This is a genomic window from Thermoanaerobacter brockii subsp. finnii Ako-1, from assembly GCF_000175295.2.
Classification (GTDB): Bacteria; Bacillota; Thermoanaerobacteria; order Thermoanaerobacterales; family Thermoanaerobacteraceae; genus Thermoanaerobacter; species Thermoanaerobacter pseudethanolicus.
In genome coordinates this window covers 2,078,430-2,104,054 of record NC_014964.1, presented here as the reverse complement: position 1 = coordinate 2,104,054, position 25,625 = coordinate 2,078,430, and the positions used below count along the sequence as shown (strand labels likewise).

The window sequence follows — 25,625 nt, the reverse complement described above, 5'->3', positions numbered from 1 at the left end:
TTATTTTAATTTTCTTTTAAGATTTAATGTGTTATAATTCACACTAGAAACAACAATATAAATAGAAGGGTGAAGAAATGATAACAGCGGATCAATTATTAGTTAAGCAAATAAATAAATCAATAGTACTAAATACTATTCGCAAAAAAGGCAATATTTCTAGGGCAGAAATTGCAGGTATAACAGGTTTAAACAAGTCAACTGTATCTTTCCTTGTTGATGAACTTATAAACGAAGGGTTTGTGAAAGAAGAGGGGCCAGGAGAATCAAAAGGTGGCAGGAAGCCAATCATATTAAGCATAAATAACAAAGCTGGATGCATAATAGGCATTGACTTAGATGTAAATTATATACTAATTGTCTTGACTGATTTGATGGCAAATGTTATTTGGGAAAAGAAAATAGATATAAAAATTGGCGAGAACCAGCAAACGATTATTGAACGTTTGATAGAATTGATTGATGAAGCAATCTCAAATGCTCCTGAAACAATAAGAGGAATTTTAGGAATTGGGATTGGTGTTCCTGGCATTGTGGATTACAAGAAAGGCAGTATATTATTAGCGCCAAATTTAAAATGGGAAAATGTACCTCTTAAACAAATTATAGAAGATAAATTCAAAATTAAGGTACACATAGATAATGAAGCAAATGTAGGAGCTATAGGAGAAAAGTGGTTTGGAGCAGGGATTAAATATAACAATCTTGTTTATGTGAGTGCTGGAATTGGTATTGGTACAGGAATAATAATTAATGGAGAGTTATACAGAGGCACAGTAGGTCTTGCTGGAGAAATGGGACATATGACAATTGATATTCATGACCATCAGTGTAGGTGTGGCAATACAGGATGTTGGGAAAATTATGCTTCAGAAAAAGCATTGCTTGAATACATAAATACACAATTGCTGATGGGAAAGTCTGATGAGTATATAAACAAAAATAACTTTTATACACTGAGTGCTATTGATATTATCGATTATGCGCGAAAAGGGAGCAAAATAGCGGTAGAAGCTTTAAAAGAAATAGGAAGAAAATTAGGAGTAGGTGTAGTCAATATTATAAATACTTTTAATCCTGAACTTATAATTATTGGAAATACTTTGTCTTTAGCTGATGACTTAATTTTAAATGAAGTTTTAAAAGAAGTAGAGGAAAAAAGTCTTGTTTATAGATATTATAAAGTAAAAATAAAAACTTCCAAACTTCAATTCCATGCGGGGGCAATTGGAGCAGTATCTCTTGTTATTTCTGAATTGTTTGCATATCCTGGACTTTAATTATACTTTAATTATATAGTAACAAAAAATAATAAAGGGTTTTAAATATATTAAAGTTTTTAATAAAATATATTTGTTTTGTTTTGTATGATACGCTATAATACTTACATGTGATGGAAATATGAAAGCAAAAGAAGTTCTGGAATTATTAAAAATATCAAGACCAACACTAACTAAATATGTAAAATAAGGGAAAATAAGAGTAACAGTTATGCCAAATGGTGTCTACGATTATAATGAAGAAGACGTATATAAAATTTTTATGAATGGAGTTGAAAGAAAAACATATATCTATGGAAGAGTTTCAACTCCAAAGCAAAATAGGGATTTAGAAAATCAAATTGAGTTGCTGAAACAATTTTGTTTTAATAATGGCTACAAAATACACGGAGTGTTTTCTGATATAGCAAGTGGAATTAGTTTTGAAAAAAGAAATGAATTTTTTAAAATGCTTGATGATGTTCTTGCAGGCAAAGTAGAAAGAGTTGTAATAGCTTACAAAGACAGGTTAAGCAGAGTGGGATTTGAATTGTTTAAACATTTATTTAGGAAATTTAATACTGAAATAGTTGTTGTATCGGAAGTCGGCAATGAAAAGCTTGATTCTCAGGAAATAATTGAAGAAATTATAAGTTTGCTGCACTGTTACAGTATGAAATTTTAGAGCAAAAGAAAAATTCAAAAAATAAAAATTTTTAGAAAGCGAGGTGTTTGAAGATAATAGTCAAGAGAGTGGAACAAATACAGATAAATAAAAATCATGAATTATGGGCTTATTGTGATAAAATATGTTTCACAGCGAAAAACTTATACAATTATGCTAACTACATTATAAGGCAGGAATTTATAAACAACAACAAATGGATAAGGTACAAGAAACTCAATAAGACGTTAAAAGAACACGAAACATACAAAAACTTACCGGCGCAAACAGCACAACAAACCTTAAGACTTCTCGACAGAAACTGGAAATCATTTTTTAAAGCAATGAAAGAATGGAGAAAAGATAAAAGCAAGTTTAATGGGAAACCTAAATTACCAAAATACAAAAAGAAAAATGGGAGAAGCATTGCTATATTCACCAATCAACAGTGTAAGATTAAAGACGGATATTTAACTTTTCCAAAGACAGATCTAAAGCTTAAAACGAGAGTGGAAGGCAAATTAAAAGAAGTCAGGATAGTTCCAAAAGGAAGTGTTTATGTTATTGAAATAGTCTTTGAAAAAGAAGTAGTTGAAACAAAGAAATCCTCAAAGAGAATAGCTGGAATAGATTTGGGACTTAATAACTTTGTAACTTTGGTAAATAACATAGGCGTAAAGCCTATTGTTATTAATGGCAAAGTTATTAAGTCAATAAATCAATACTACAACAAGAAAAAGGCAGAGCCAATGAGTTATGTAGGTAATAGAGGCACGAGCAACAGAATTAAAAAATTATCAATAAAAAGGGACAACAAGATAAAAGACCTTATGCACAAAATAAGCAGATTCGTGGCTAATTGGTGTAAACAATATGATATAGATACTCTTATAGTTGGATACAATGCTGGATGGAAGCAGGAAATAGAATTAGGGAAAATAAACAATCAAAATTTTGTGAGCATTCCTTTTAATACTTTTATAAACATGCTCAAATATAAATGCGAAGAAGAAGGAATAACCTTTATACTTGTAGAGGAGAGTTATACCAGCGGCTGCAGTTTTTTGGATAACGAAGAAATCAGCAAAGAAAACTATAATTCAAACCGCAGGATAAAAAGAGGATTATTTAGAAGCAACAAAGGGATTTTAATAAATGCAGATGTAAACAGTGGGTATAACATTATAAGAAAAGTATTCCCCGAAGCATTTGCGGAGGGGATAGAGGGTGTGGGGTTACACCCAGTTAGGCTGAATACAGCCTAGCAAAGAATAGTGTTTAATAAATTTTTGAATGGTTTTTAATATTTTAAACACTATTTATAACCTGAGGTGTTGACATGGGAAAATTAAAAGCAATTATTATAGGGCCAGGGAATATTTTTAATAAAGCCTATTTGCCTTTCATATTTAATTTAGATGAACTAAATATATTAGGTATTGTTGGAAGAAACAAAGAAAAGCTCCAAAAATATAAAGAAAGATATGGTTATGATGTTTACACAGAAATAGACGTTGTGATAAAACAAAAGCCAGATTGTGCTTTTGTACATGCAACCACAGATAGCCATTATGAAATAGTAAAAGAACTACTAAAAAGCGGTATTCACGTATATGTTGATAAGCCTATAACTGAAGAGATAGATAAGACAAAAGAACTTATAGATTTGGCTATGGACAAATCTCTTATTTTGAAGGTAGGTTTTAACAGAAGATATGCGCCTATGTATCAAAAAGCCTTAGCTTTGTTTGAAGGCTTAAAACCTGAATTGTGCATTATGGTGAAAAATAGGAATAATGACATCAAAAATAGTGTTAAGTTTACACTTTATGACGATTTTATTCATGTAATAGACACTTTATGCTATATAGTTAAAGATGTTGATGACATAGATGTAAATATTTTAAAAGAAGGAGATTCATTAAAATCCATAGAAGTAGTATTAAAATCTAATAGTTCTACAGCGATAGGAGTCATGCATAGAAATGGTGGAAAAGATTATGAAAGGTTAGAGATACACGGGCATGGCAAAAGTGCAGTTGTGGAAGACATGGAAAGTATAAGTGTCATTTCTCAAATTAATTTAGCCTAAAATCGAAAAAATTTTTCAGATTAAATAATCTTGTGATAAAATTAATGCTAAAGGAATTTGATAAATTTTTTTCAGATTCCTTTAGCATTAATTTTAATTGGAGAGGTTACTTATGCAAATAGTTTTCCATGTTGATAACATTGAAGAGTATTTACGAAAGGGCAAAGATTACAATTTCCCTGCCCCGCCAGATAGATGTCCTTATCCCGATTGCAAGTGTAGAGTAAAACTAAAAAAGCACGGGTTTTATTACCGTTACTATTTAGACGGATCCAACTGTATAAAAATAGCCATAAGAAGATATATATGTCCTGTGTGTAAAAGAACTCTTTCCTACCTTCCTGATTTCTGTCTTCCCCATTTTCAGTATTCTTTCAATATGATTGTAAAGTCTTTAAAAGAGACACTTACAAGAGAAAAACTCTCAGTTCTTTCATAAGTGACTTAAAAAGAAACTTTCCCACCATACTATTTTCAAGACAGCATATATATTTTACACCAAAAGGATAATGAATAATTTAAGTTTTATCATATACGGATTAAGGCAAATAGACCCTTACATAAAGTTATCTGAGACTGACTCACAAAGAGAGAGGGCCAGAGAGATTTTGGACATAATAAGCATTGTACCACTCTTCTCCCAACGGTTTTATGCTCATTGCCAAAAATCATTTCTGGCCTCTCTCACATAATTTTAGCATTAAATCCGAAAGATTTAAATAAAAATTTTGATTTTTTCTTAGCAACATAACTTTTTCCTTTAATGTCCCCCAGGTATGAGCTAAAATTACGATTAAGAAATCAAAAAAGTGAAGGGGGAACATATAAATGCTTGATGAAAAAGCGAGAGAAGCTATAGCATTAAAGAGATTTTCACTGATAAGTCCGGTGCTAAACGGACAGGTAAAAAATCAGAAAGAATATTTTGATGCTCTTTCCGATAAACCTATTGAGATACCTTATCTTGGAATGAGAAGATATACTCCCAAGACACTTAGAGGGTGGCTATATCAGTATTTAAGAGGCGGTATAGAAGCGTTAAAGCCGGGTTATCGAAGCGACAGAGGCAAATACAGAAAGATAAACTTTGAACTTTCAGAGAAAATAAAGCAAAAAAGCTTGAACATCCTGAAATGCCAAACAAACTTCTTTATGAGACATTGATAGGAGAAGGAATAATCTCACCGGATAAAGTATCCCTTTCGACATTCTATAGGTTTTGAAAACATTCCTGTAAAATCTTTAGATAAAGAAAAAGAGGGTAAAACAAAGAGATTTTCCCATGAATTCATCAATGAACTGTGGCAGACTGATGTCATGTATGGGCCATATATTAAAGAAGGTAAAACAAAGAGACAAACGTACCTTATTGCATATATAGATGATGCTTCCAGGCTGTGTACCTATGCTCGCTTTTACTATACCCAGAATTTTTTAGCTTTAAGAGACTCATTTAAAGAAGCAGTGCTAAGAAGGGGAATACCCAAAATGCTCTACACTGACAATGGAAAGATATATAGAAGCACTCAATTTGAATATATATGTGCATCATTAGGTACATCTCTTATTCATGCTGAGCCCTTTTCACCTCATTCAAAAGGGAAAATAGAAAGATTCTTTCATACGGTGAGAATGAGATTTTTAAGCACAATAGATCCTACATCCATAAAGAGTATAGATGAGCTCAATATGATGTTTTTTAAATGGCTGGAGGATGATTACAACCGAAAAGAACATAGCAGTATTGGCATGAGTCCTTTAGATTTTTCATGTCTCAAATATCAAGGGTAAATATGTGTGGTGACATAGATATGTTGAATGAATGTTTTCTCATAAGAGTAAATCGTAAAGTAAACAAAGATGCCACACTTAAAGTGGAAAATATACTTTACGAAACAGAAGAAAAGTTTAAAGGTATGCGCTTAGAAGTCAGATATGACCCGCAGTGGCTTAAGGATAATACACCCCTTCTACTTTTTCATGAAGGCAAAAAAGTGGGGGAAGCGTATAAGGTAAATTTTCATGAGAATGCTAAAATTCCTGTAGAATATATCGAAGACAGAAAGGTTGTAAGCGAAAATGAAGATACTGTGGATTTTGCTGCAAAACCTAATCCCCCAGTAATATCCTTTAATGATATCATTGATTAAAAAAGAGGTGTTTACAATGTTTACCCAATATTTTGGAATGAAATTTAATCCATTTTCTAAAGAGATAAGTGTAAATGACCTTTATATAAGTGAAGACATTGCTGAATTAAATGCCAGGCTAAAATATTTACAAGAAACAAGGGGTATAGGACTTATCGTTGGGGAGGCGGGTTCAGGCAAATCTACCGCATTAAGAAGATATGCTGAAAGCCTCAACCGTTCTACATTTAAACCATGTTACTTTGCTCTATCTACACTCACAGTGAGAGAATTCTATCAAGCATTGGCTATGATTTTAGGCGAAACCCCCTCATACAAAAAGTAACGCTCTTTCACCAGATACAAAGAGCGATAACAGAACTTTACTATAGCCAGAAGATAACTCCTGTCATAATATTAGATGAAATACAACTGGTTTCTAATGATGTTCTTGAAGATTTGAGAATAATATTTAACTTTAATATGGATTCTCAAAACCCGTATATACTGATACTTTCAGGACAACCACACATAAGAAACAAACTAGCCTTGAATGTAAACAGTGCACTAAGGCAAAGAATTTCTATAAAGTATGTAATGCAAGGGCTAAAAAAGAAGAAATTCAAGATTATATAAAAACAAGAATGAAAATAGCTGGAGTGATGGATGATATATTTACACCATCGGCATATGAAGCAATATATTCTCTAACAAAAGGGCTGCCAAGGATAATAAATAACCTGGTAACGGCTTCTCTTCTCTATGCGTATTCTAAAAGGCTAAGAGAAATAGATGAAGAAGTAATATACCAGGCACAAAATGAAATCAGTTTATGAGAGTAGTAGCTTTCGCTACTCTCATTTTTTATTATACTTCAATTAACCCAAATTGCCAATAACAGATATTAACATATTTTGGCGGTTATGCTCTTAAAAAGTGAAAAAATTTTTAATCAGGCTGTGATAATTTGAGAAAAAATACTTTTATGCACTTAAAAAATGCCATTATAATTTGAAAATCTTTGGAGATTTAATTTGAGAATTGACATATAAGAATAATGGAAAATGGCAAAATATATGTGCATAATTTTGAAAGCTGGGATACTATATCTTATAGAAGAGGTTTTGAGACTGCTGTAAAAAGCTTTTTAAAGGACGTATTAGAAGGGAATTATGCAAATGACGAATTAAAATGCACGTTAAAATCTCAAGAGATTATAGAGGAAATATTAAAAAAGACAGTATAAAATCAGGGCACAAAAAGCCCTGATTTTATAATAATGTGCGCCCGGCATGGGCGATAACTTGGCGGTGAAAGTCCGCTGTGGGCTTGGTAGTGGGAACCACTAGCCGAACCGCAAGGGTGTCCATCGTGAGGTGGAATCTGAAGGAAGCGGCAGGCAAAATCTCGGTCTGATGAACAAGAACCAGATAGGAGGCTGAATTGGGGCGGATGAGTTTGCATTACAAAACGAAGTCCAACACTACCCGAACCCCATACAGTAAATCTGGCAGATATATGAGATGAAGGTTATCGTTCTTACCCGGGGAGGTCTGAATGATATGCTCAAGTCGAGAATAAATTTTCTCCATGAGTAACCTATATCGTGAGATATAGCTGAACATTCAGAAGTCAGCTCAAGTCATAGTACTGTTTGAACCTACCGAAAGGATAGGTAAGGGAAGGACTTGACGGTAGTATTTAAGTAGATATTAGGATAGACTATTCATGTTTGAAAGCTGTCAACCCTGATAGGGACTGCCTAACAGAAAATAGAGTGGAACTCGAAGATAAAGGTTAGGAGTGCTTAGTGAAATCTACGCCTAATATATGGAGCATTCCTGTAATGAATAAAAAATAAGGGAGAATGAACTTTGAAAAAATAAGTACCTCCTGATAAAATACAGAGTGTAAGTTCTAGAACTTACCTCGAATTATCAAAATAAACAGGAGGTACCTAAAATGAAGTATACACAAAATGAAAAGATTTTGCAAGTAACAGAAGACACATTAATTGCGGGAGTAGACATAGCAAAAGAAAGCCATTATGCCAGAGCATTTGACTACAGAGGAGTAGAATATGGAAAATACCTAAGATTTGAGAACAATAGAGAAGGTATAACAAAATTTCTTAGATGGGCAAAAGACTTGATGGAGAGACATAAGAAAAACAAACTAATAGTAGGGATAGAACCGACAGGGCAATATTGGCTATGTTTTGCCCAATACCTTAAAGACAATAACATAAAGGTAGTATTGGTTAATCCATTCCATGTAAAGAGGAGCAAAGAATTAGATGACAATTCTCCCACAAAAAGCGATAAAAAAGACCCAAAAACAATAGCAATGCTAGTAAAAGACGGGAGATATGTAGAACCGACAATACCTGAAGGAGTATATGCAGAATTAAGGGTAGCGATGGACATAAAAGACAGGTTGAACAAACAAATAGGGATGACAAAAAATCAAATAACAAGATGGATGGACATATACTTTCCGGAGTTTAACACCGTATTTTCAGACTGGGAAGGGAAAGCAGCACTTATCACATTAAGAGAATTTCCAACGCCTGAGAAGATAGCAAAAAAGAGTGCTGAAGAAATAATATCGATATGGAAGAAAGAAGTACAAAGAGGGGTAGGAGAAAAAAGGGCTATAAAGCTGATAGAAACTGCTAAGGAGAGCATAGGGAAGAAGCAGGGCATAAAGATGGCGGAATACGAGATAAAGACTCTCATTGAACAATACGAATTTCTCAAAAAACAAATTGAAGAAATAGAGAAGAAGATGGAAGAATTAATAGTTGAGATACCAGGGGTTAAAGAACTACTAGAAATCAAAGGGATAGGGATGAATACAGTAGCAGGGTTTATTGCAGAAGTAGGAGACATTGAGAAATATGAACATCCAAAACAGATACAAAAACTAGGAGGATTAAACCTAGTAGAGAATAGCTCTGGTAAGTATAAAGGAGAAACAACAATAAGTAAAAGAGGGAGGAAACGATTGAGGAGAGTACTATTTACTGCAGTAATGGCCTTGGTTGCAAAAAACGAAGAGTTTCGTGAACTTCACAAATATTACACTACCAGAGCGCAAAACCCGTTAAAAAAGAAGCAATCACTAATAGTATTGTGCAACAAACTGATAAGGATATTTTATGTCATATTAAAGAAAGGAGTAAAATATGACCCAATCAAGATGATGAAGGATATAAAGAGGCCAGCCTTACAGGAAGCTGCATAAAAAGTGCCAACATACTATAAAATCAATTAAGGGTTAATTATCTTCTCTTCAGCTTTAACTTACTCACATCTAAAAAGCTGATCCTTAAGAAGAATTAATTTTTAGGGAAAACGAAAGTGTGAACGACGTGACATAAAAGGTAAAGGAAGAAATAAAGCAAAAACAACTAGTCAAGATGGTATATTGACAACAAGAGCGGGAATTGTCATAAAAAATAATCACCATACGGGCAAAGACCCTGCAATGGAGCAGAAATGACATCCACCTCATGGCAGGTAGAACGAAGGAATTAAGGACGGAGATCCAGTGAGACATGGGAGGGTAAACCCCATGAGATAAGTGGAGCTATCCCGCCATAATATGGAAATAGGATATGAGGTTTATTAAACTTACCTATTTAATGGTTAGATAAGTAAGAAATGATAATATAAGCCATGAGATGCTCTTGTTGTGATGAGAAAATTAAAGAAAAACTAAGATATTAAGAGAAAATAAAAGATAATAGAGGGAGGTAATCTCACTTATTTATTTACCGAACCGCCGTATACCGAACGGTACGTACGGTGGTGTGAGAGGACGGCGGTTAGTCACCGCCTCCTACTCGATTAAATCACGTGAAGAGTTATAAAAAATTTTTTAATAAATTGCAATATTAAATGCAACACCTAATGAAAATCATGTAGATATAGGATTTGGAACAAATCATATATAACCTTAAGCCCATCTTAGTTAACAAGTTGAGCGAAGGTCGTGATTTGTCAAGGGTTAAAGTCAGGCGAAGCCTGCCCCTTGACAAATCACGAACGAGCTCTAAACTTTATAATGGATGGGCTTAACAGATTTTTGCCAGCTCTTCATAAAAGTATTCCTTAGGCGTTTTGTAATTTAACAATTTTCGTGGAAGGTTATTAAGCCAGTTTTCTACTCTCTTTATCGTATCTATAGATAAATCTTTAATACTTTTACCTTTAGGGATGAAACGTCGTATAAGACCGTTATGTCGTTCATTTGTAGCTCTTTCCCAAGATGAATATGGATGTGTATAATATACTTCTACGCCATATTCTAAAAGAGCACTTTCTAAATCACTAAACTCTGTACCATTATCAGATGTTATTGTTTTAAAGACCTTGCTTAAATTGTCACCAAACATATCTTTTAATTTTGATAATGCATCTTTAACAGATTTATTGTCTTTTGCATCTAATAAGAATATTATTTCATGGCGAGTCTTACGCTCTATTAATGTTAAAAGGACCTTGTCATTAGATTTCTTGCCAATTAACGTATCTATTTCCCAATGCCCAAAAACTTCACGGCTTTCAACTTCTTTAGGCCTAAAATCAATACTTTTACCCATAATACGTTTATTTTTACGATTTTGTTTCTTTCTTGGTTTTAAACGTAGTTTTAAAGGTAAATCAATGTTTTTAACTTTTAATAATCCTCTATCTATATAGTTGTACAGTGTTTTAGTACAAACAATAGTTTTATTATTCCAGCTTGGGTCTTTTTTACAATAGCCTACAACTGCATCTGGTGACCATTTTTCATTTAATATTTTATTTTCAGCATATTTCAAAAAATCTTCTGCTTTAGCTACTTTAAATTTAGCTCCGCAATTTGAGCGATTTTTTTCGTAGATAGCTTGACCGGTTTCAGGAAAATAGCTTGTATAAGAAGATAAATCACTTCTAAGTTGTGTAGTAGTTCCACGTTTAATTTCACGGCTTATAGTGCTTGGAGATCGATTAAGTTTTTTAGCAATATACCGAATACTTCTTCCTTCTTTGAGTAATGCATAGATTTCTCCTCGTTCATAGCTACTTAAGTGTTTAAAAGAACGCTTTTTTGTGGTATCATTATTATGAACCATAGTGAAAATCCTCCTTGTATGATGTTTAGTTGACACCTATATCATACACGATTTTCACTATGGTTTCTATTCTTTTATCTGTTGCATTTAATTATACAACTAACCGTTATAAAAAATTTTTATTTTTATTATTGACAAAATGTGATTTTTATTTTATTATATAGTTAAGCGTTTTACTAAAACGTTAAACTAAAATTTAATAGGTGATGAATTTATGGCTGTAACAATAAAAGATATTGCAAAACTAGCGAATGTATCAATTACAACAGTATCGAGAGTTATAAACAATAAAACTGAAGGGGTCAGTGAAGAAACTAGAAATAGGATTCTTCAATTAGTAAAAGAATTAGGGTATCAACCTAATGCAATAGCACGAGGATTAGTTACTAAAAAAACTAAAACTGTCGGTCTTATAATTCCTGATATTTCCAACCCATTCTTTCCTGATATTGCCCGTGGTGTAGAGGATAGTGCTCACATTTACGGTTACAACGTCTTCTTGTGCAATACAGATGACAATTTGGAGAAAGAAAGCGAGTATATAAATGCACTAAAAGAAAAATATGTCGATGGTATAATATTTACCAGCAGTTCTATTCCTAAACATGAACATATTACAGACCTTATAAAAAGTGGTATTCCAGTTGTCATAATGGATAGGCGCATTGATTCTGAAGATATTTATGGTGTGTTTCTTGATAACTACGAAGGTGGTTACATTGCAACAAAGTACCTTATAGATTTAGGGCATAAAAGGATTGGTTGTATAACAGGACCACTGTATATTAGTAATGCTATTGAAAGATTGGAGGGGTATAAAAGAGCTTTGGTAGATAATGAAATAGAAGTCGATAATAGGCTCATATTTGAAGGAGATTATAAGATAAATAGCGGCATAATTGGGGCGGAAAAATTGTTAGAGCATGAAGTAACAGCTATTTTTGCCTCTAATGATTTAATGGCATATGGAGCGTATAAAGCCATACGCTCATATGGTTATAAGATTCCTGACGATATCTCAGTTGTAGGATTTGATGATATACAGCTTTCACAAATACTAGAACCACAGCTTACAACTATAAGGCAACCTGCATATGATATGGGACTGGCTGCTGCTCGAATGCTAATAAAACTTGTAGAAGGGAAAAAGTTAAAGAAAAAAATTATTAATTTTAGACCACAGTTGATAATACGCCAAAGCACAAAAAATATTGGCTAAAGGTGGTAAAAAAAGATGGAGAAGATAGTTGTTGTTGGAAGTATTAATATGGACGTTGTGATACGAGTTCCGCATATTCCTGTAGTTGGTGAGACAGTTATTGCTTATGATTTAAAAAATTACGGCGGTGGTAAAGGCGCAAATCAAGCGGTATCAATTGCAAGGTTGGGTGGAACGGTCTTTATGATCGGCAGAGTGGGAAATGATGAATATGGTAAGAAATTATATGAGGATTTAAAAAATGATAGCGTTGACATTAAAGGAATAGAATTTGATTACGAAATACCGACGGGTACAGCTTATATTAATGTGAGTGAAAGAGGAGAAAATAACATAGTTGTTTATCAGGGAGCAAATAAAAGGCTTAATATAGAGCAAATAGAAAAACACGAAGATATTTTTGATGAAGCAAAAATGTGTGTAATTCAGTTAGAAATACCAGTTGAGACAGTAGAATTTGTAGTGGATTTATGTTACCGAAAGGGTATAAAAGTCATATTAAATCCTGCACCAGCATGTGAATTGCCTGATACGCTCTTAGAAAAGGTTTATATTTTAACTCCAAATGAAACAGAATTAGCTCTTTTATCTAGAAGTAAAACAGAAACAATTGCAGATATAAAAAAGGCCTCAAAATATTTGCTGGACAAAGGAGTTCAAAACGTTATAACAACTATTGGAGAAAAAGGAAGCTTTTTTATCAATAAGGATACAGAAAAACTATTTGATGCGATCAAAGTTACTGCTGTTGATACAACAGCAGCAGGTGATTCATTTACAGGAGCATTAGCAGTGGCATTAAGTGAAGGGAAGAACATTGAAAGTGCAATAGAATTTGCTACATACGTAGCAGCATTAACGGTTACTAAAGAAGGCGCTCAGTCATCCTTGCCTTATAGAGATGAGGTAGAAAAATTTATTAAAGAAAGGGGTTATAACAAATGAAAAAGACATATTTGCTGAATAGTGAAATTTCAGAAGTTGTTGCAAGATTAGGGCATACAGATTTGTTGGTGATTGCTGATAGTGGATTACCTATACCAGATGGTGTTAAAAGAATTGATATTGCTTTAACAAAAGGGATACCGAGTTTTAAAGATACATTAAATACGGTACTTACTGAGTTGGGAGTAGAAAAAGCATATATTGCGAAAGAAATGATAGATAAAAATAACGATTTATACCTATACCTTCTCGAGCTATTTGGAGAAAAGCTAATAATTATTAGCCATGAAGATTTAAAGGCAATGTCAAAAAACGCTAGAGCTATTATTAGGACTGGTGAATATAAGCCATATGCAAATATTATTTTAGAGTCAGGTGTGGAATTTTAACAATCCAAAGGGGGGAATAATTTTTGGAACCCGTTTTAGAGATGAGGAATATAACGAAAAAGTTTGGCAATGTTAAAGTTCTGGATAATGTGAGCTTAACGCTCTATAAAGGTCATGTCTTAGCTTTATTAGGTGAAAATGGGGCAGGAAAGTCAACTTTGATGAAAATTCTCTGCGGCATTTATGAGAAAGATGAAGGAAGTATTTATATAAAAGGGGAAGAAGTAAATATAAGAAATGTCAAAGATGCTGAAAAATATGGCATTGCTATGATTCATCAAGAGCTCAATCTTATACCATCACTTAGTGTTGCTGAAAATATTTTTTTAGGGAGGGAATATCTAAAATCATTTAACGTTATAGATTGGAAAAAAATAAAGCAAGAAGCTGCTAAAAAGCTTAGCGAATTGGGTATGAATATAAACGTTAATAGACTGGTAAAGTACTTGAGTGTTGGAGAACAACAAATGGTTGAAATAGCTAGAAGTTTATTGATGGATGCTGAGATATTAGTAATGGATGAACCAACTGCTGCTTTAACAGAGGCAGAGACAAAGAAATTATTTGAGGTCATAAGATCGCTTAAATCAGAAGGCAGATCTATTATTTATATATCTCACAGAATGAATGAAATTTTTGAAATTTGTGATGACTATATTGTTTTAAGAGATGGACGCTTTATTTCTCAAGGTAAAATTAACGAAGTTACACGTGATGAGTTAGTTACAATGATGGTTGGAAGAGAACTAAAAGAACAATATCCTCGTGAATCTGTTCCGCTGGGAGAGGAAATATTGCGAGTAGAAAATCTTAGTGTGAAGGGTTTATTTGAAAATATTAATTTCACAGTCAGAAAAGGTGAAGTAGTAGGGGTTGCTGGTTTGATAGGTGCAGGAAGAACTGAAGTGGCCAAAACAATATTTGGCTTTTATAAGAAAACCTCAGGTAAAATTTATCTTGAAAATGAGGAGCTAAAGATAAATAATCCAAAAGATGCTATTGATAATGGAATAATATATTTATCTGAAGATAGAAAAAATGACGGTTTGATATTAAAGCATACTTTAAAAGAAAATATGACACTTTCGGCATTAAAAAGTATTTCTGATTATATAGGCACTATTTACCATTCTAAAGAAAAATATTTAGTAAACCAAATGATTGAAAAATTAAACATTAAGACCTCTTCAATAAATCAAAAAATATCTAAACTGAGTGGAGGAAACCAACAAAAAATTGCTATTGCCAAATGTTTATTGACAAATCCTAAATTAATTATTCTTGATGAACCAACTCGAGGCATTGATGTTGGAGCAAAAAATGAAATATATAAATTGATTAATAATTTAAAAAAGCAAGGTATTGGTATAATTTTAATATCTTCAGAATTGCCAGAGGTTTTGAATATTAGCGATAGAATTATTGTAATGCATGAAGGAAGGATAACAGGCGAAATACTTCATGAAGAAGCGACAGAAGAAAAGGTAATGTTAAAAGCTGTAGGAGGGGAATGAGTTGAATTTACCGGAAGAAAAAGTAACAAAAATAAATATTAGTGAATTTTTACTCAAAGCAAAATCTTTGATAGGCTTAGTAGGGTTAATCGTTGTATTTTCAATATTATCACCAAGATTTTTAGATTATTATAATCTTACAAATGTTTTAAGACAGACTTCCCTAAATGCAATAATGGCTGTGGGTATGACGTTTGTAATATTAACAGGTGGAATAGACTTATCTGTAGGTTCTATATTAGCCTTTTCAAGTGCAATTACAGCTGGCATGTTAAAAGACGGTTCTCCATTAATTATAGCGGTATTAGCAGGTTTAATAATAGGTACCGGTTTAGGATTTTTTAATGGTTTTGTCATAATTAGATGGAATATACCACCCTTTATTGCGACATTTGCCATGATGACAGTAGCAAGAGGTCTAACACTTGTATATACTAATGGACAACCAATAACGGGTTTAGGTGCGGCTTTTGGTTATATTGGCAACGGTTATATTGGGCCGATACCTGTACCAATAATTCTTACGGTTCTTATCTTTGCGATAGGTTATTACATTTTAAAGAATAATAGACTTGGAAGATATGTCTATGCTACAGGGGGCAATATACAGGCTGCTAAATTGGCTGGTATTAATACTAACAATATAATTCTATTTGTGTATTCTTTAAGTGGCTTTTTAGCAGCAATAAGTGGTTTAATAATTACTTCAAGGTTAAATTCCGCAGCTCCAACAGCGGGACAGGGTGCTGAACTTGATGCCATAGCTGCGGTTGTACTTGGAGGTACAAGTTTATCAGGTGGCGAAGGGGGAGTAATAGGTACTCTGATAGGTGCTTTGATAATAGGCATTTTAAATAATGGCTTAAATTTACTTAACGTTTCGCCTTTTTATCAGCTTATAGCTAAAGGTGCAGTAATATTACTTGCTATAGCATTAGACAAAAAAGAAAGTAGATAAAGGGGGTGTTTTAGGAAGGTTTTAATTGAAAAACAAAAAGTTTTAAAAATTAAAAATTTAATTAAAAGGGGAGAGTTGAATTATGAGAAAATCAAAAATTTTGTTCCTTTTATTAACATTTATTTTACCTGTTGCGTTAATTGCTGGATGCAGTACAGGTAATACCAATAATACTTCAAATGCTAAAGAAGAAAAGACTATAGGCTTGGTAATATCGACACTTAATAATCCATTTTTTGTAACATTGAAAGATGGAGCAGAAGCTAAGGCAAAAGAATTAGGCTATAAATTAATAGTAGCAGATTCACAGAATGACTCTTCAAAAGAACTTTCTAATGTAGAAGATTTAATTCAACAAAAAGTAGACGTTTTGCTTATAAATCCTGTAGATAGCGATGCTGTAGTTAATGCGATAAAAGAAGCAAATAGCAAAAATATACCAGTTATTACTTTGGACAGGTCTGCAAATGGTGGAGATGTTATTTGTCACATAGCTTCAGATAACGTAAAAGGTGGAGAAATGGCAGCAGAGTTTATTGCCAAAACGCTAAATGGGAAAGGAAACGTAGTAGAACTTGAAGGCATACCAGGTACTTCCGCAGCAAGAGATAGAGGCAAAGGATTTGATGAAGCTATCGCTAAATATCCAGATATAAAAATTATAGCAAAACAAGCTGCTGATTTTGATCGTTCAAAAGGTTTATCAGTAATGGAAAATATCCTTCAAGCCCAACCTAAAATTGATGCAGTATTTGCGCAAAATGATGAAATGGCATTAGGTGCAATAAAGGCAATAGAGAGTGCAAATAGGCAAGGAATTTTAGTAGTTGGATTCGATGGGACAGATGATGCGTTGAAAGCTATAAAAGATGGCAAAATGGCTGCAACGATTGCTCAGCAACCAGCTTTAATAGGTTCTCTTGGAGTAGAAATGGCTGACAAATATCTAAAAGGTGAAAAGGTAGAAAAATTTATACCAGCTGAGCTTAAACTTATAACGAAGTGATATGATATCAATACAGATAAGGAAAATAGAAAAACGAATGCGAATCTAAAAAGCCTGCCGTGTTTTGGGCGGGCTTTTTTACGTGCGCCCGGCATGGGCGATAGCTAGGCGGTGAAAGTCCGCTGTGGGCTTGGTAGTGGGAACCACTAGCCAAGAGCAAGGGTGTCCATCGTGAGGTGGAATCTGAAGGAAGCTTAAGGCAAAATCTCGGTCTGATGAACAAGAACCAGATAAGAGGCTGAATTGGGATGGATGAGTTTGCGTAACAAAACGAAGTCCAACACTACCCGAATCCCATACAGTAAATCTGGCAGATATATGAGATGAAAGCTATCGTTCTTACCCGGGGAGGTCTCAAGGATAAGTCATGGAAGTAAAATCTGAAATGACAACCCATACAGAGATGTATGGCTGAACTTTGAGAAGTCAGCAGAGGTCATAGTACTTATCTAGACAATAATAGATAAGGAAGGACCGAACATTAGGAGGTTTTGGAAATCTTATGAACTCGAAAGATATGCAAAGACTGCAGACAACTCAACAAAGAGGCTATCCGTTGGATAGAGAAATGGAATTTCAAAAGACAACGGAAGTGCATAGTATATCATCGGCGTCAAGAGATGGAAGAAACGAGGTACAAAGATATACCAGCAAGATGCTTGAAATGGTAGTAGAACGAGGGAACATGGAAGCAGCATACAAGCGCGTTGTTGCAAATAAAGGAAGCCATGGAGTCGATGGGATGGGAGTAGATGAACTTCTACCGTATCTCAAAGAAAACTGGGCAACCATAAAACAACAACTGCTGGAGGGGAAATACAAACCACAACCAGTGCGAAGAGTAGAAATACCAAAACCTGATGGAGGGAAAAGACTACTAGGAATACCTACAGTACTAGACAGACTAATACAACAAGCAATAGCCCAAATACTAAATAAAGTCTACAACCATACATTTTCTGATAGCAGTTATGGATTCAGACCAGGACGCAGTGCAAAAGACGCAATAAAAGCCGCAGAAGCATACATAAATGAAGGATACACATGGGTTGTAGATATGGACTTAGAAAAGTTCTTTGACAGAGTAAACCACGACATAATAATGTCCAAACTAGAAAAGCGGATAGGAGACAAAAGGGTACTAAAGTTAATACGAAGATACCTAGAATCAGGAGTAATGATAAACGGAATCAAAGTATCAACAGAAGAAGGGACACCCCAAGGAGGGCCATTAAGTCCCCTATTAGCAAACATAATGTTGGACGAACTAGACAAAGAACTTGAGAAACGAGGGCATAAATTCTGCCGATATGCAGATGACTGCAACATATATGTAAAAAGCAGGTCTGCAGGAAACAGAGTAATGAAGAGCATAAAGAAATTCATAGAAAGCAAATTAAAACTAAAAGTCAACGAAGCAAAAAGTGCTGTAGATAGACCATGGAGAAGAAAATTTCTTGGATTTTCATTCTACACAAAAGAAAACGAAGTAAGAATAAGAATCCATGAAAAATCCATCAAAAGGTTTAAGGAAAAAGTAAGAGAAATAACCAATCGGAACAAGGGAATAAGCATGGAAAACAGAATAAAAAGACTAAATCAAATAACGACAGGATGGGTCAACTATTTTGGATTAGCAGACGCGAAAAGCATAATGAAAACCCTTGACGAATGGATAAGGCGAAGACTAAGGGCATGTATATGGAAACTAATGGAAGTAAGATAAAAACGAAGCATGATAACTTAGTAAAACTAGGAGTAGAAGAACAAAAAGCCTGGGAATACGCCAATACAAGGAAAGGCTACTGGAGAATATCCAATAGCCCAATCCTAAATAAGACTCTTACAAATAAATACTTTGAAAGCATAGGTTATAAGAGTTTATCCCAAAGATATCTAATTGTACACAATTCCTAATGAACCGCCGTATACCGAACGGTACGTACGGTGGTGTGAGAGGACGCTGAATAAAATAATTATTCAGCTCCTACTCGGGGAGTGAAAAATATTTTGTGTATTTAGATTAATTTTATCCTCTTTCTCAGCAAGAATCAGTTAACATTTTTTATTTGATCAATCTTTAGTATAACCTTTTTTCTACATCTTATGCATGAAAGTGAATAATTTTGGTTAAAATATTTAATTAGGGATACTGTAAGCTTTTCTCTAGAACCTTTGAAGACCCAGGGATTCAAAGGTTCTAGAGAAAAAATTTTTTCGGGCTTCGCCCCCTATAAGTATTTTTCAAGTCTTCCAGGATACATTATGATTAATTGATTTAATACTATATCCCAGTTTTTATACCTCACTGTCCATTTCTTTAATACATTCATTGTTACTAAGTATAGCATTTTTTCTAATGCTTCATCAGATGGAAATATTGTTTTTGATTTTGTAACTTTCCTTAACTGCCTGTGGAATCCTTCAATTATGTTTGTTGTATACATTATTTTCCTTACTTCTTCAGGGAATTTGTAAAATGGACTTAATACATCCCAGTTATTCTCCCAACTCTTTATGGCATAAGGATATAGATTCTGCCATTTGTTTTTTAATTTCTCAAATTCATCCCTTGCTATTTCTTCATTAGCTGATTGATATACTGCTTTAAAATCTTTACTGAATTCTTTAAGGTGTTTATATGACACATATTTGAAGCAGTTCCTTAATTGATGTATTATACATCTTTGTATCTCTGATTTTGGAAATGCTGCTTGTATTGCTTCTTTTATCCCTGTTAATCCATCTACAGAAAATACTATAACATCTTCTACTCCTCTGTTCTTTAGCTCATTTAATACTCCAAGCCAGAATCTTGAACTCTCATTTTCTCCAATCCAAATCCCTAATACATCTTTTATGCCTTCTATCGTTACCCCTAATACTACATAAGCTGCTCTATTGATAATATGACCGTCTGTTCTTACTTTGTAATGGATGGCATCCATAAATATGAAAGTGTATATCTTTTCTAATGGCCTTGATTGCCATTCTTTTATTTCTGGTACTATTCTTTCGGTTATTTTGCTTACCATTTCTGCAGATAGTTCTATTCCATACAGGTCTTTTATCTGGTCATGAATATCTCTTGTTGACATTCCTCTTGCATATAGAGCTATTACTTTTTTTTCAATTCCTGATATGTCTCTTTTGTATTTTGGAACTATTTTAGGTTCAAATTCTCCTTGTCTGTCTCTTGGAATATCAATTTCCATCTCACCAAATTGAGTTTTTACCGTCTTTTGAGTATAGCCATTTCTTGAATTTTGAGTATCTTTGTCTTTTTTGTCATATCTTTCGTAGCCAAGTTCTGTTGAAAGTTCTGCTTCAAGCATTTCTTGAATAGTATCTTTAAAAAGGTTTTTTAATGATGTATAAAGGTCTGGAATAGATTGAATATTGTTTTCACTAATGAAATTTCTTAATTGTTCTTTTGTCAATAGTGACATTTTTAAAACCTCCTTCTTGGTTTTGTATATATTCTAATTCTTACCAAGAAAGAGGTTTTTAATCAGTTTACACAAAATTTTTTACAGTCTCCCTACTCGATAATAATGCTTCTATATAATAAATGCACGGGTGTTTTAGTAAGCAAATACATCTTTCAAATCTATTTCTAGATCTTCAAAGATAGAGACTTTAATTTTATTTCCTACAGTATATACATCAGGTCTTCCATATCTGGAATTTTCCTGCAAAATAAACACACTTACAACTTTGTCATCTGGTTCTACTATCCAATATTCCTTTACTCCATGCTTTTCGTATAAATTAAACTTTTCTATTTTATCTCTACTTGCAGTTGAAGGTGATGTAATTTCAACAATTAAATCAGGAGCTCCTTTACATCCTTCGTCATCCAGCTTTGACTTATCGCATACTACCACGATGTCGGGTTCTACAACAGTTTTTATTTCTTTATCACTTTTCTCATTTCCAGAAGGAAACCTTACTCCAAAAGGTGCACTAAATACTTCACATTGCTTACCTCTAAGATATACAGCGAAGCTTGTAAATATTTCTCTTGATATTCTTTGATGAACTGTCGATGGAGGAGTCATTAAATAAATCTGCCCGTTTATTAATTCTATTCTTTGATTATTTGGCCAGTTTAAATAATCCTCATAAGTATAAATATCCTCTCTTTTTGGTAAAGGCATAATTAAACACCCCTTTAAAACTCTTCTTATACTAAGTTTAACATTTTATATTCTTAATATCCAGAGCAAAAATATCTCCCTTTTTATTTGTTGCATTTAATTATACAACTAACCAACATCGTGAGAAAAATAAAAAAGGATTTATAAAAAAAATGTAGAATTAATTATAGAAAACATAAAATAGAATTGGTGCGTAAAGAAAATGAAAGTCCTTTTAAAAATATCATCTGAAAGGATTGAAGATTATGGGGATTAAAGACATGACACTGGAAGAAAAAATAGGTCAGATACTAATGATTGGCTTTCCATTGCCGATTTATGATGACCATATTGAGGAGCTGATTAGTGAGTATAAAATCGGTAATGTGATTTTATTTTCTCGAAATGTAAAAGATAAAGTACAACTTCCAAAGTTTATGTAATAATATCCAAATGAATATGATAAAGCATACCGGTATTCCAGCTTTAATTGCTATTGACCAAGAAGGTGGAATGGTTACGAGAATTTATAAAGATGCCACTTACTTGCCAGGTAATATGGCTATAGGAGCTACAAACAATCCTGAAAATGCATATAAAATAGGGGAGATAGCAGGTAAAGAGCTTTTTTATAGTATCGAAAACATGAAAAGAAGATATGGAATGTTTAAAAATTCAAAAAGGTGTTGGATTGGGGTTGGCAATTGTTCAGGCTGGCATGTACTTTTTGTATAATAGAGGAATTAGAAATGTGGTGATAGATTGGACTGAATTTGTGGATTTTTATTCAAGACTGGGGTGCAAAATTTGGAAAAAATACACAGTGTATAAAAAGAATTGAAATAAAAGACAAGTTGTTATTGGAAGGAAGTGATTTGCATGAAAAACCTTTTATTAAAACATGGTGAAATATATACACAGAATGAGATAATATATAATGGAGATTTATTAATTTCTAATGGGAAAATTTCAAGTATAGGTAAAAATTTAAGTACTAATGATGCAGAAGTAATTGATTTAAAAGGCAAAAAAATAGTGCCTGGCTTTATAGACATACATATTCACGGCGGTGTTGGACATGATACAATGGATGCTACTTATGAAGCATTAAATGCTATTTCAATTCATCTTGCAAAACATGGAGTGACTTCTTTTTGTCCTACTACTATGACAATGGATATACCCTATATCCTAAATGCTCTTAAAAACATAAATGAGACGATGAAAAAGAAGACGGCTGGAGCACAAATTTTAGGGGCATATGTTGAGGGACCTTTTATAAGCAAAGAACACAAAGGAGCACAGGATGAAAAATATATAATACCACCTGATAAAAACTTATTTGACGAGTTCTTGGAAATAGCGGGAGGTAACATAAAAGTAATTGCATTAGCACCTGAAAAAGACCCGGATGGAAGCTTTGTAGAACATGTCACTAAAAAGGGTGTAAAAGTATCCTTGGGACATACAAATGCCACTTATGAGGAGATGAAAAATGGAGTAGAGCATGGTGCTACAATTGCGGTTCACACTTATAATGGCATGAAAGGGCTACATCATAGGGAACCTGGTGCATTAGGGGAAGTATTTTTAGACGACAGAATATACAGTGAAGTAATTGTAGATTTTATACACACACACCCTGCTTCAGTAAAGCTTTTGATTAAAATAAAAGGAACAGACAAAGTGATACTTATATCAGATGCAATGTCTGCTTGCGGATTGGGAGACGGAGAATATAAACTTGGAGGGCAAAAGGTATTTGTAAAAAATGGAGAAGCAAGATTAGAAAGTGGTTCATTAGCAGGAAGTACTTTAACGTTAGATAAAGCTGTAAAGAATATTACTTCTCTTGGAGTACCACTTTTTGAAGCCTGCAAGATGGCCTCTTTAAATCCTGCAAAAGCAATTGGAGTAGATGATAGAAAAGGGAGCATAGAAGTTGAGAAAGATGCAGATATAGTTGTGCTAAACAATGATTTGACTGTTTATATGACAATAATAGAGGGAAAGGTTTTTATGGAATAAAAATGTATACATATTGAGAAATAAATGCCAAGAAGCTTAATTGCCATACAAAGTTTAAGGAATCCTTTTGATATAAGGATTCCTTAGACTGTATACAAACTTTCGGAAATAGGATATTTTGCATAAGGAACGACTTGTGACAAAGCGTTAACAAAACTTAGCGAGACCGAGGGCGGAGGCAGGGCCGAAGCCAAGGATGGCGGAGGCGGGCACCTGAGACAGGAGGTCGAATGTGCCCGGGACCCTGCCGGAACCCGAAGGTCGAGCTTAGTTTTGTCGCTTTGGAACATCGGAGTGACGATGCAAAATATCCTATTTTAAAAAATTTTTGCTTTGTCAACAAACTGAGGAATCCTTTTGATATAAGGATTCCTTTTTACATTAAAAACATTTTGCGATATGTCAGATGTTATTCCTTTACAATATTCTCTTTACAAAATTTTCTATTCTTTCAAGCGCTCTTGCTATTTTATCTAGAGAATATGCGTATGATACACGAATAAATCCTTCACCGCTTGGGCCAAATGCGTCTCCTGGTACTACAGCTACTTTTTCTTCTTTTAAGAGTTTTTCACAAAATTCCTGTGAAGTCATACCCGTCTTTTTTATTGACGGGAAAATATAGAAAGCTCCTTTTGGCTCAAAGCAGTCAAAACCTATTTCGCGAAATCCGTTTACAATAAATTTCCTTCTCTTATCATATGTTTCTCTCATTTTTACTATGTCTTCTTCACATTGATATATACCCTTTATAGCTGCATATTGTGCTGTTATTGGAGCGCATATAGTTGTGTACTGATGGATTTTATTCATCGCTTCAATGAATCCGTGTTCTGCTGCAATATATCCAAGTCTCCAACCTGTCATGGCAAAAGCTTTAGAAAAACCGTTTATAAGTATTGTCCTTTCTTTCATGCCCGGAAGTGAGGCTATGCTTACGTGTCTTCCTTCATAAGTCAATTCACTATATATTTCATCAGAAATTACTATTAAATCATGCTCGATTATTATGTTTACAATTTCTTCTAATTCTTCTTTTTTCATGATAGCACCTGTAGGGTTATTGGGGTAAGGAAGAATTAATGCTTTTGTTTTCGAGGTTATTTTTGATTTTAGGTCATCAGGGGTTAGTATAAAATTGTTTTTTTCATCAGTAGGAACAAATACAGGGATGCCTCTTGTCAAAGTTACACAGGGGGCATATGAAACATAGCTAGGTTCAGGAACTAAGACTTCGTCACCGTCATTTAAAAGAGCTCGCAGAGCAAGGTCAATGGCTTCACTAGCACCAATAGTTACCATTATTTCTTTTTCAGGGTCATAGGTTAAATTATAATGAGTTTTTAAGAAATAGGATATGGCCATTCTAAGTTCGGGCAAGCCTAAGTTTGAGGTGTATGTTGTGCTACCTCTATCTAGTGCGTTAATGCCTTCTTTTCTTATTTCCCACGGAGTTACAAAATCTGGTTCGCCAACTCCCAGTGATATTATGTCTTTTGAATTAGTCACAAGGTCAAAAAATTTTCTGATTCCGGACGGTGGAATACTTTTTACTACGTTGGATATGTATTTGTCTGTATTCATGGTGTTATCACCAATCTTTTGTCGTCTTGTCCTTCTTCATAAAAAACTCCGTCTTTTTTATATCTTTTTAAAATAAAATGTGTGGTAGTGCTTAATACGCCATCAATGGGGGCAAGTCTTTCAGCGACAAAGAAGGCTATTTCTTTCATTGTTTTACCTTCTACTTCAACGGAAAGGTCGTAAGTTCCGGAAATTAAGGAAACTGATTTTACTTCTTCGTACTGGCATATTCTTTCAGCTATTGCATTAAATCCAAGTCCTTGCTGGGGTGCTACTTTTACATCTATGAGGGCAGTTACGACTTCCCGGCCAGCCTTTTCCCAATCCACGAGAGCAGTGTATTTTAACAACACTTTTTTGTCCTCAAGACTTTTTATTGTGTTTTTAACTTCTTCTTCACTAAGCCCTGTGATTGCTGCCATTTGCTTTTCTGTAAGACGGCTGTTTTCGCACAGAAGGTCAAGGATCTCCATGCTTTTATCCATTTTTGCACCTCCTAAAAATATATTTTATGCACATTATAATACAAAGATAGGCGTAATTCAATAATTTAATAAATTGAAGTATAAAAATTTAA

General features: G+C 33.7%; 16 protein-coding genes and 8 pseudogenes. 19 read left to right on the top strand and 5 right to left on the bottom strand.

The window, feature by feature from the left end; all coding sequences use genetic code 11:
- The first annotated feature begins 77 nt into the window (after positions 1-77).
- The 9 genes and pseudogenes from THEBR_RS10400 (at position 78) to THEBR_RS10360 (ending at position 9,390) form a co-directional block, all read left to right on the top strand.
- Entirely contained in the window at positions 78-1,280 is a 1,203-nt protein-coding gene (locus THEBR_RS10400; RefSeq protein ID WP_012269733.1) for an ROK family transcriptional regulator, read from the top strand.
- Between the two features lie 121 nt (positions 1,281-1,401).
- Positions 1,402-1,944 (top strand): annotated as a pseudogene (locus THEBR_RS10395) (IS607 family transposase).
- 47 nt (positions 1,945-1,991) lie between these two features.
- Positions 1,992-3,188, top strand: coding sequence for an RNA-guided endonuclease InsQ/TnpB family protein (locus tag THEBR_RS10390; RefSeq protein WP_013570853.1), 1,197 nt, complete (start codon positions 1,992-1,994; stop codon positions 3,186-3,188).
- Positions 3,189-3,262: 74 nt separating this feature from the next.
- Positions 3,263-3,994 (top strand): annotated as a pseudogene (locus tag THEBR_RS10385) (Gfo/Idh/MocA family protein); the annotation flags it as partial.
- Positions 3,995-4,127: 133 nt separating this feature from the next.
- Positions 4,128-4,707, top strand: a pseudogene (locus tag THEBR_RS12720) (DUF6431 domain-containing protein).
- Between the two features lie 136 nt (positions 4,708-4,843).
- Positions 4,844-6,165, top strand: a pseudogene (locus tag THEBR_RS12715) (DDE-type integrase/transposase/recombinase).
- Positions 6,166-6,181: 16 nt separating this feature from the next.
- Positions 6,182-6,980, top strand: a pseudogene (locus THEBR_RS10370) (ExeA family protein).
- 221 nt (positions 6,981-7,201) lie between these two features.
- Positions 7,202-7,390, top strand: coding sequence for a hypothetical protein (locus THEBR_RS10365; RefSeq protein WP_041589965.1), 189 nt, complete (start codon positions 7,202-7,204; stop codon positions 7,388-7,390).
- A gap of 716 nt (positions 7,391-8,106) precedes the next feature.
- Entirely contained in the window at positions 8,107-9,390 is a 1,284-nt protein-coding gene (locus THEBR_RS10360) for an IS110 family RNA-guided transposase (RefSeq protein WP_012269267.1), read from the top strand.
- An 832-nt stretch (positions 9,391-10,222) separates the two neighbouring features.
- Here THEBR_RS10360 and THEBR_RS10355 read toward each other — a convergent pair.
- Complete coding sequence (locus THEBR_RS10355; RefSeq protein WP_011025138.1) at positions 10,223-11,266, bottom strand: IS30 family transposase; 1,044 nt, start codon at positions 11,264-11,266, stop codon at positions 10,223-10,225.
- Between the two features lie 214 nt (positions 11,267-11,480).
- Between THEBR_RS10355 and THEBR_RS10350 the strand changes: the two genes are divergently transcribed.
- The 7 genes and pseudogenes from THEBR_RS10350 to ltrA all read left to right on the top strand — a co-directional run bounded on the left by THEBR_RS10350 (position 11,481) and on the right by ltrA (position 19,214).
- Positions 11,481-12,485 (top strand): LacI family DNA-binding transcriptional regulator, encoded by a 1,005-nt coding sequence (locus tag THEBR_RS10350; protein ID WP_012269729.1) that lies wholly within the window; start codon positions 11,481-11,483, stop codon positions 12,483-12,485.
- Positions 12,486-12,500: 15 nt separating this feature from the next.
- A complete protein-coding gene (gene rbsK / locus THEBR_RS10345) occupies positions 12,501-13,430 on the top strand; it encodes a ribokinase (RefSeq protein WP_009051947.1) in 930 nt (309 codons plus the stop codon).
- Positions 13,427-13,819, top strand: a complete 393-nt coding sequence (rbsD, locus tag THEBR_RS10340; protein ID WP_009051946.1) for a D-ribose pyranase — start codon at positions 13,427-13,429, stop codon at positions 13,817-13,819. Before rbsK ends, rbsD begins: the two co-directional genes overlap by 4 nt.
- A gap of 23 nt (positions 13,820-13,842) precedes the next feature.
- On the top strand, positions 13,843-15,333 hold the full coding sequence (locus tag THEBR_RS10335; protein WP_012269728.1) for a sugar ABC transporter ATP-binding protein: 1,491 nt from the start codon (positions 13,843-13,845) through the stop codon (positions 15,331-15,333).
- A 1-nt stretch (position 15,334) separates the two neighbouring features.
- Positions 15,335-16,291, top strand: coding sequence for an ABC transporter permease (locus tag THEBR_RS10330; protein WP_004399903.1), 957 nt, complete (start codon positions 15,335-15,337; stop codon positions 16,289-16,291).
- Between the two features lie 82 nt (positions 16,292-16,373).
- Positions 16,374-17,297 carry a ribose ABC transporter substrate-binding protein RbsB gene (rbsB, locus tag THEBR_RS10325; RefSeq protein WP_009051944.1) on the top strand — a complete coding sequence of 308 codons (924 nt, stop codon included), beginning with the start codon at positions 16,374-16,376 and terminating at the stop codon, positions 17,295-17,297.
- A gap of 502 nt (positions 17,298-17,799) precedes the next feature.
- Positions 17,800-19,214, top strand: a pseudogene (gene ltrA / locus THEBR_RS10320) (group II intron reverse transcriptase/maturase).
- Positions 19,215-19,528: 314 nt separating this feature from the next.
- Here ltrA and THEBR_RS10315 read toward each other — a convergent pair.
- The gene (locus THEBR_RS10315; protein WP_013570852.1) at positions 19,529-20,746 is read right to left on the bottom strand and encodes an IS256 family transposase; all 1,218 of its coding nucleotides are present in this window, start codon (positions 20,744-20,746) and stop codon (positions 19,529-19,531) included.
- Between the two features lie 135 nt (positions 20,747-20,881).
- The gene (locus THEBR_RS10310; protein WP_012269725.1) at positions 20,882-21,457 is read right to left on the bottom strand and encodes a Uma2 family endonuclease; all 576 of its coding nucleotides are present in this window, start codon (positions 21,455-21,457) and stop codon (positions 20,882-20,884) included.
- 245 nt (positions 21,458-21,702) lie between these two features.
- Here THEBR_RS10310 and THEBR_RS12710 point away from each other — a divergent pair.
- The 3 genes and pseudogenes from THEBR_RS12710 to nagA form a co-directional block, all read left to right on the top strand.
- A pseudogene (locus THEBR_RS12710) lies at positions 21,703-22,063 on the top strand (glycoside hydrolase family 3 N-terminal domain-containing protein); the annotation flags it as partial.
- A gap of 49 nt (positions 22,064-22,112) precedes the next feature.
- Positions 22,113-22,277, top strand: a pseudogene (locus THEBR_RS12705) (GNAT family N-acetyltransferase); the annotation flags it as partial.
- 38 nt (positions 22,278-22,315) lie between these two features.
- Positions 22,316-23,464: an N-acetylglucosamine-6-phosphate deacetylase gene (nagA, locus tag THEBR_RS10300; RefSeq protein WP_012269723.1), complete on the top strand. Its 1,149-nt coding sequence runs from the start codon at positions 22,316-22,318 to the stop codon at positions 23,462-23,464.
- A 417-nt stretch (positions 23,465-23,881) separates the two neighbouring features.
- On the opposite strand, the gene THEBR_RS10295 is transcribed toward nagA, so the two are convergent.
- Positions 23,882-25,048 carry an aminotransferase class I/II-fold pyridoxal phosphate-dependent enzyme gene (locus THEBR_RS10295; RefSeq protein WP_012269722.1) on the bottom strand — a complete coding sequence of 389 codons (1,167 nt, stop codon included), beginning with the start codon at positions 25,046-25,048 and terminating at the stop codon, positions 23,882-23,884.
- Positions 25,045-25,533 (bottom strand): Lrp/AsnC family transcriptional regulator, encoded by a 489-nt coding sequence (locus THEBR_RS10290; RefSeq protein WP_003867108.1) that lies wholly within the window; start codon positions 25,531-25,533, stop codon positions 25,045-25,047. The genes THEBR_RS10295 and THEBR_RS10290 overlap by 4 nt, the downstream gene beginning before the upstream one ends.
- Between the last annotated feature and the right edge of the window lie 92 nt (positions 25,534-25,625).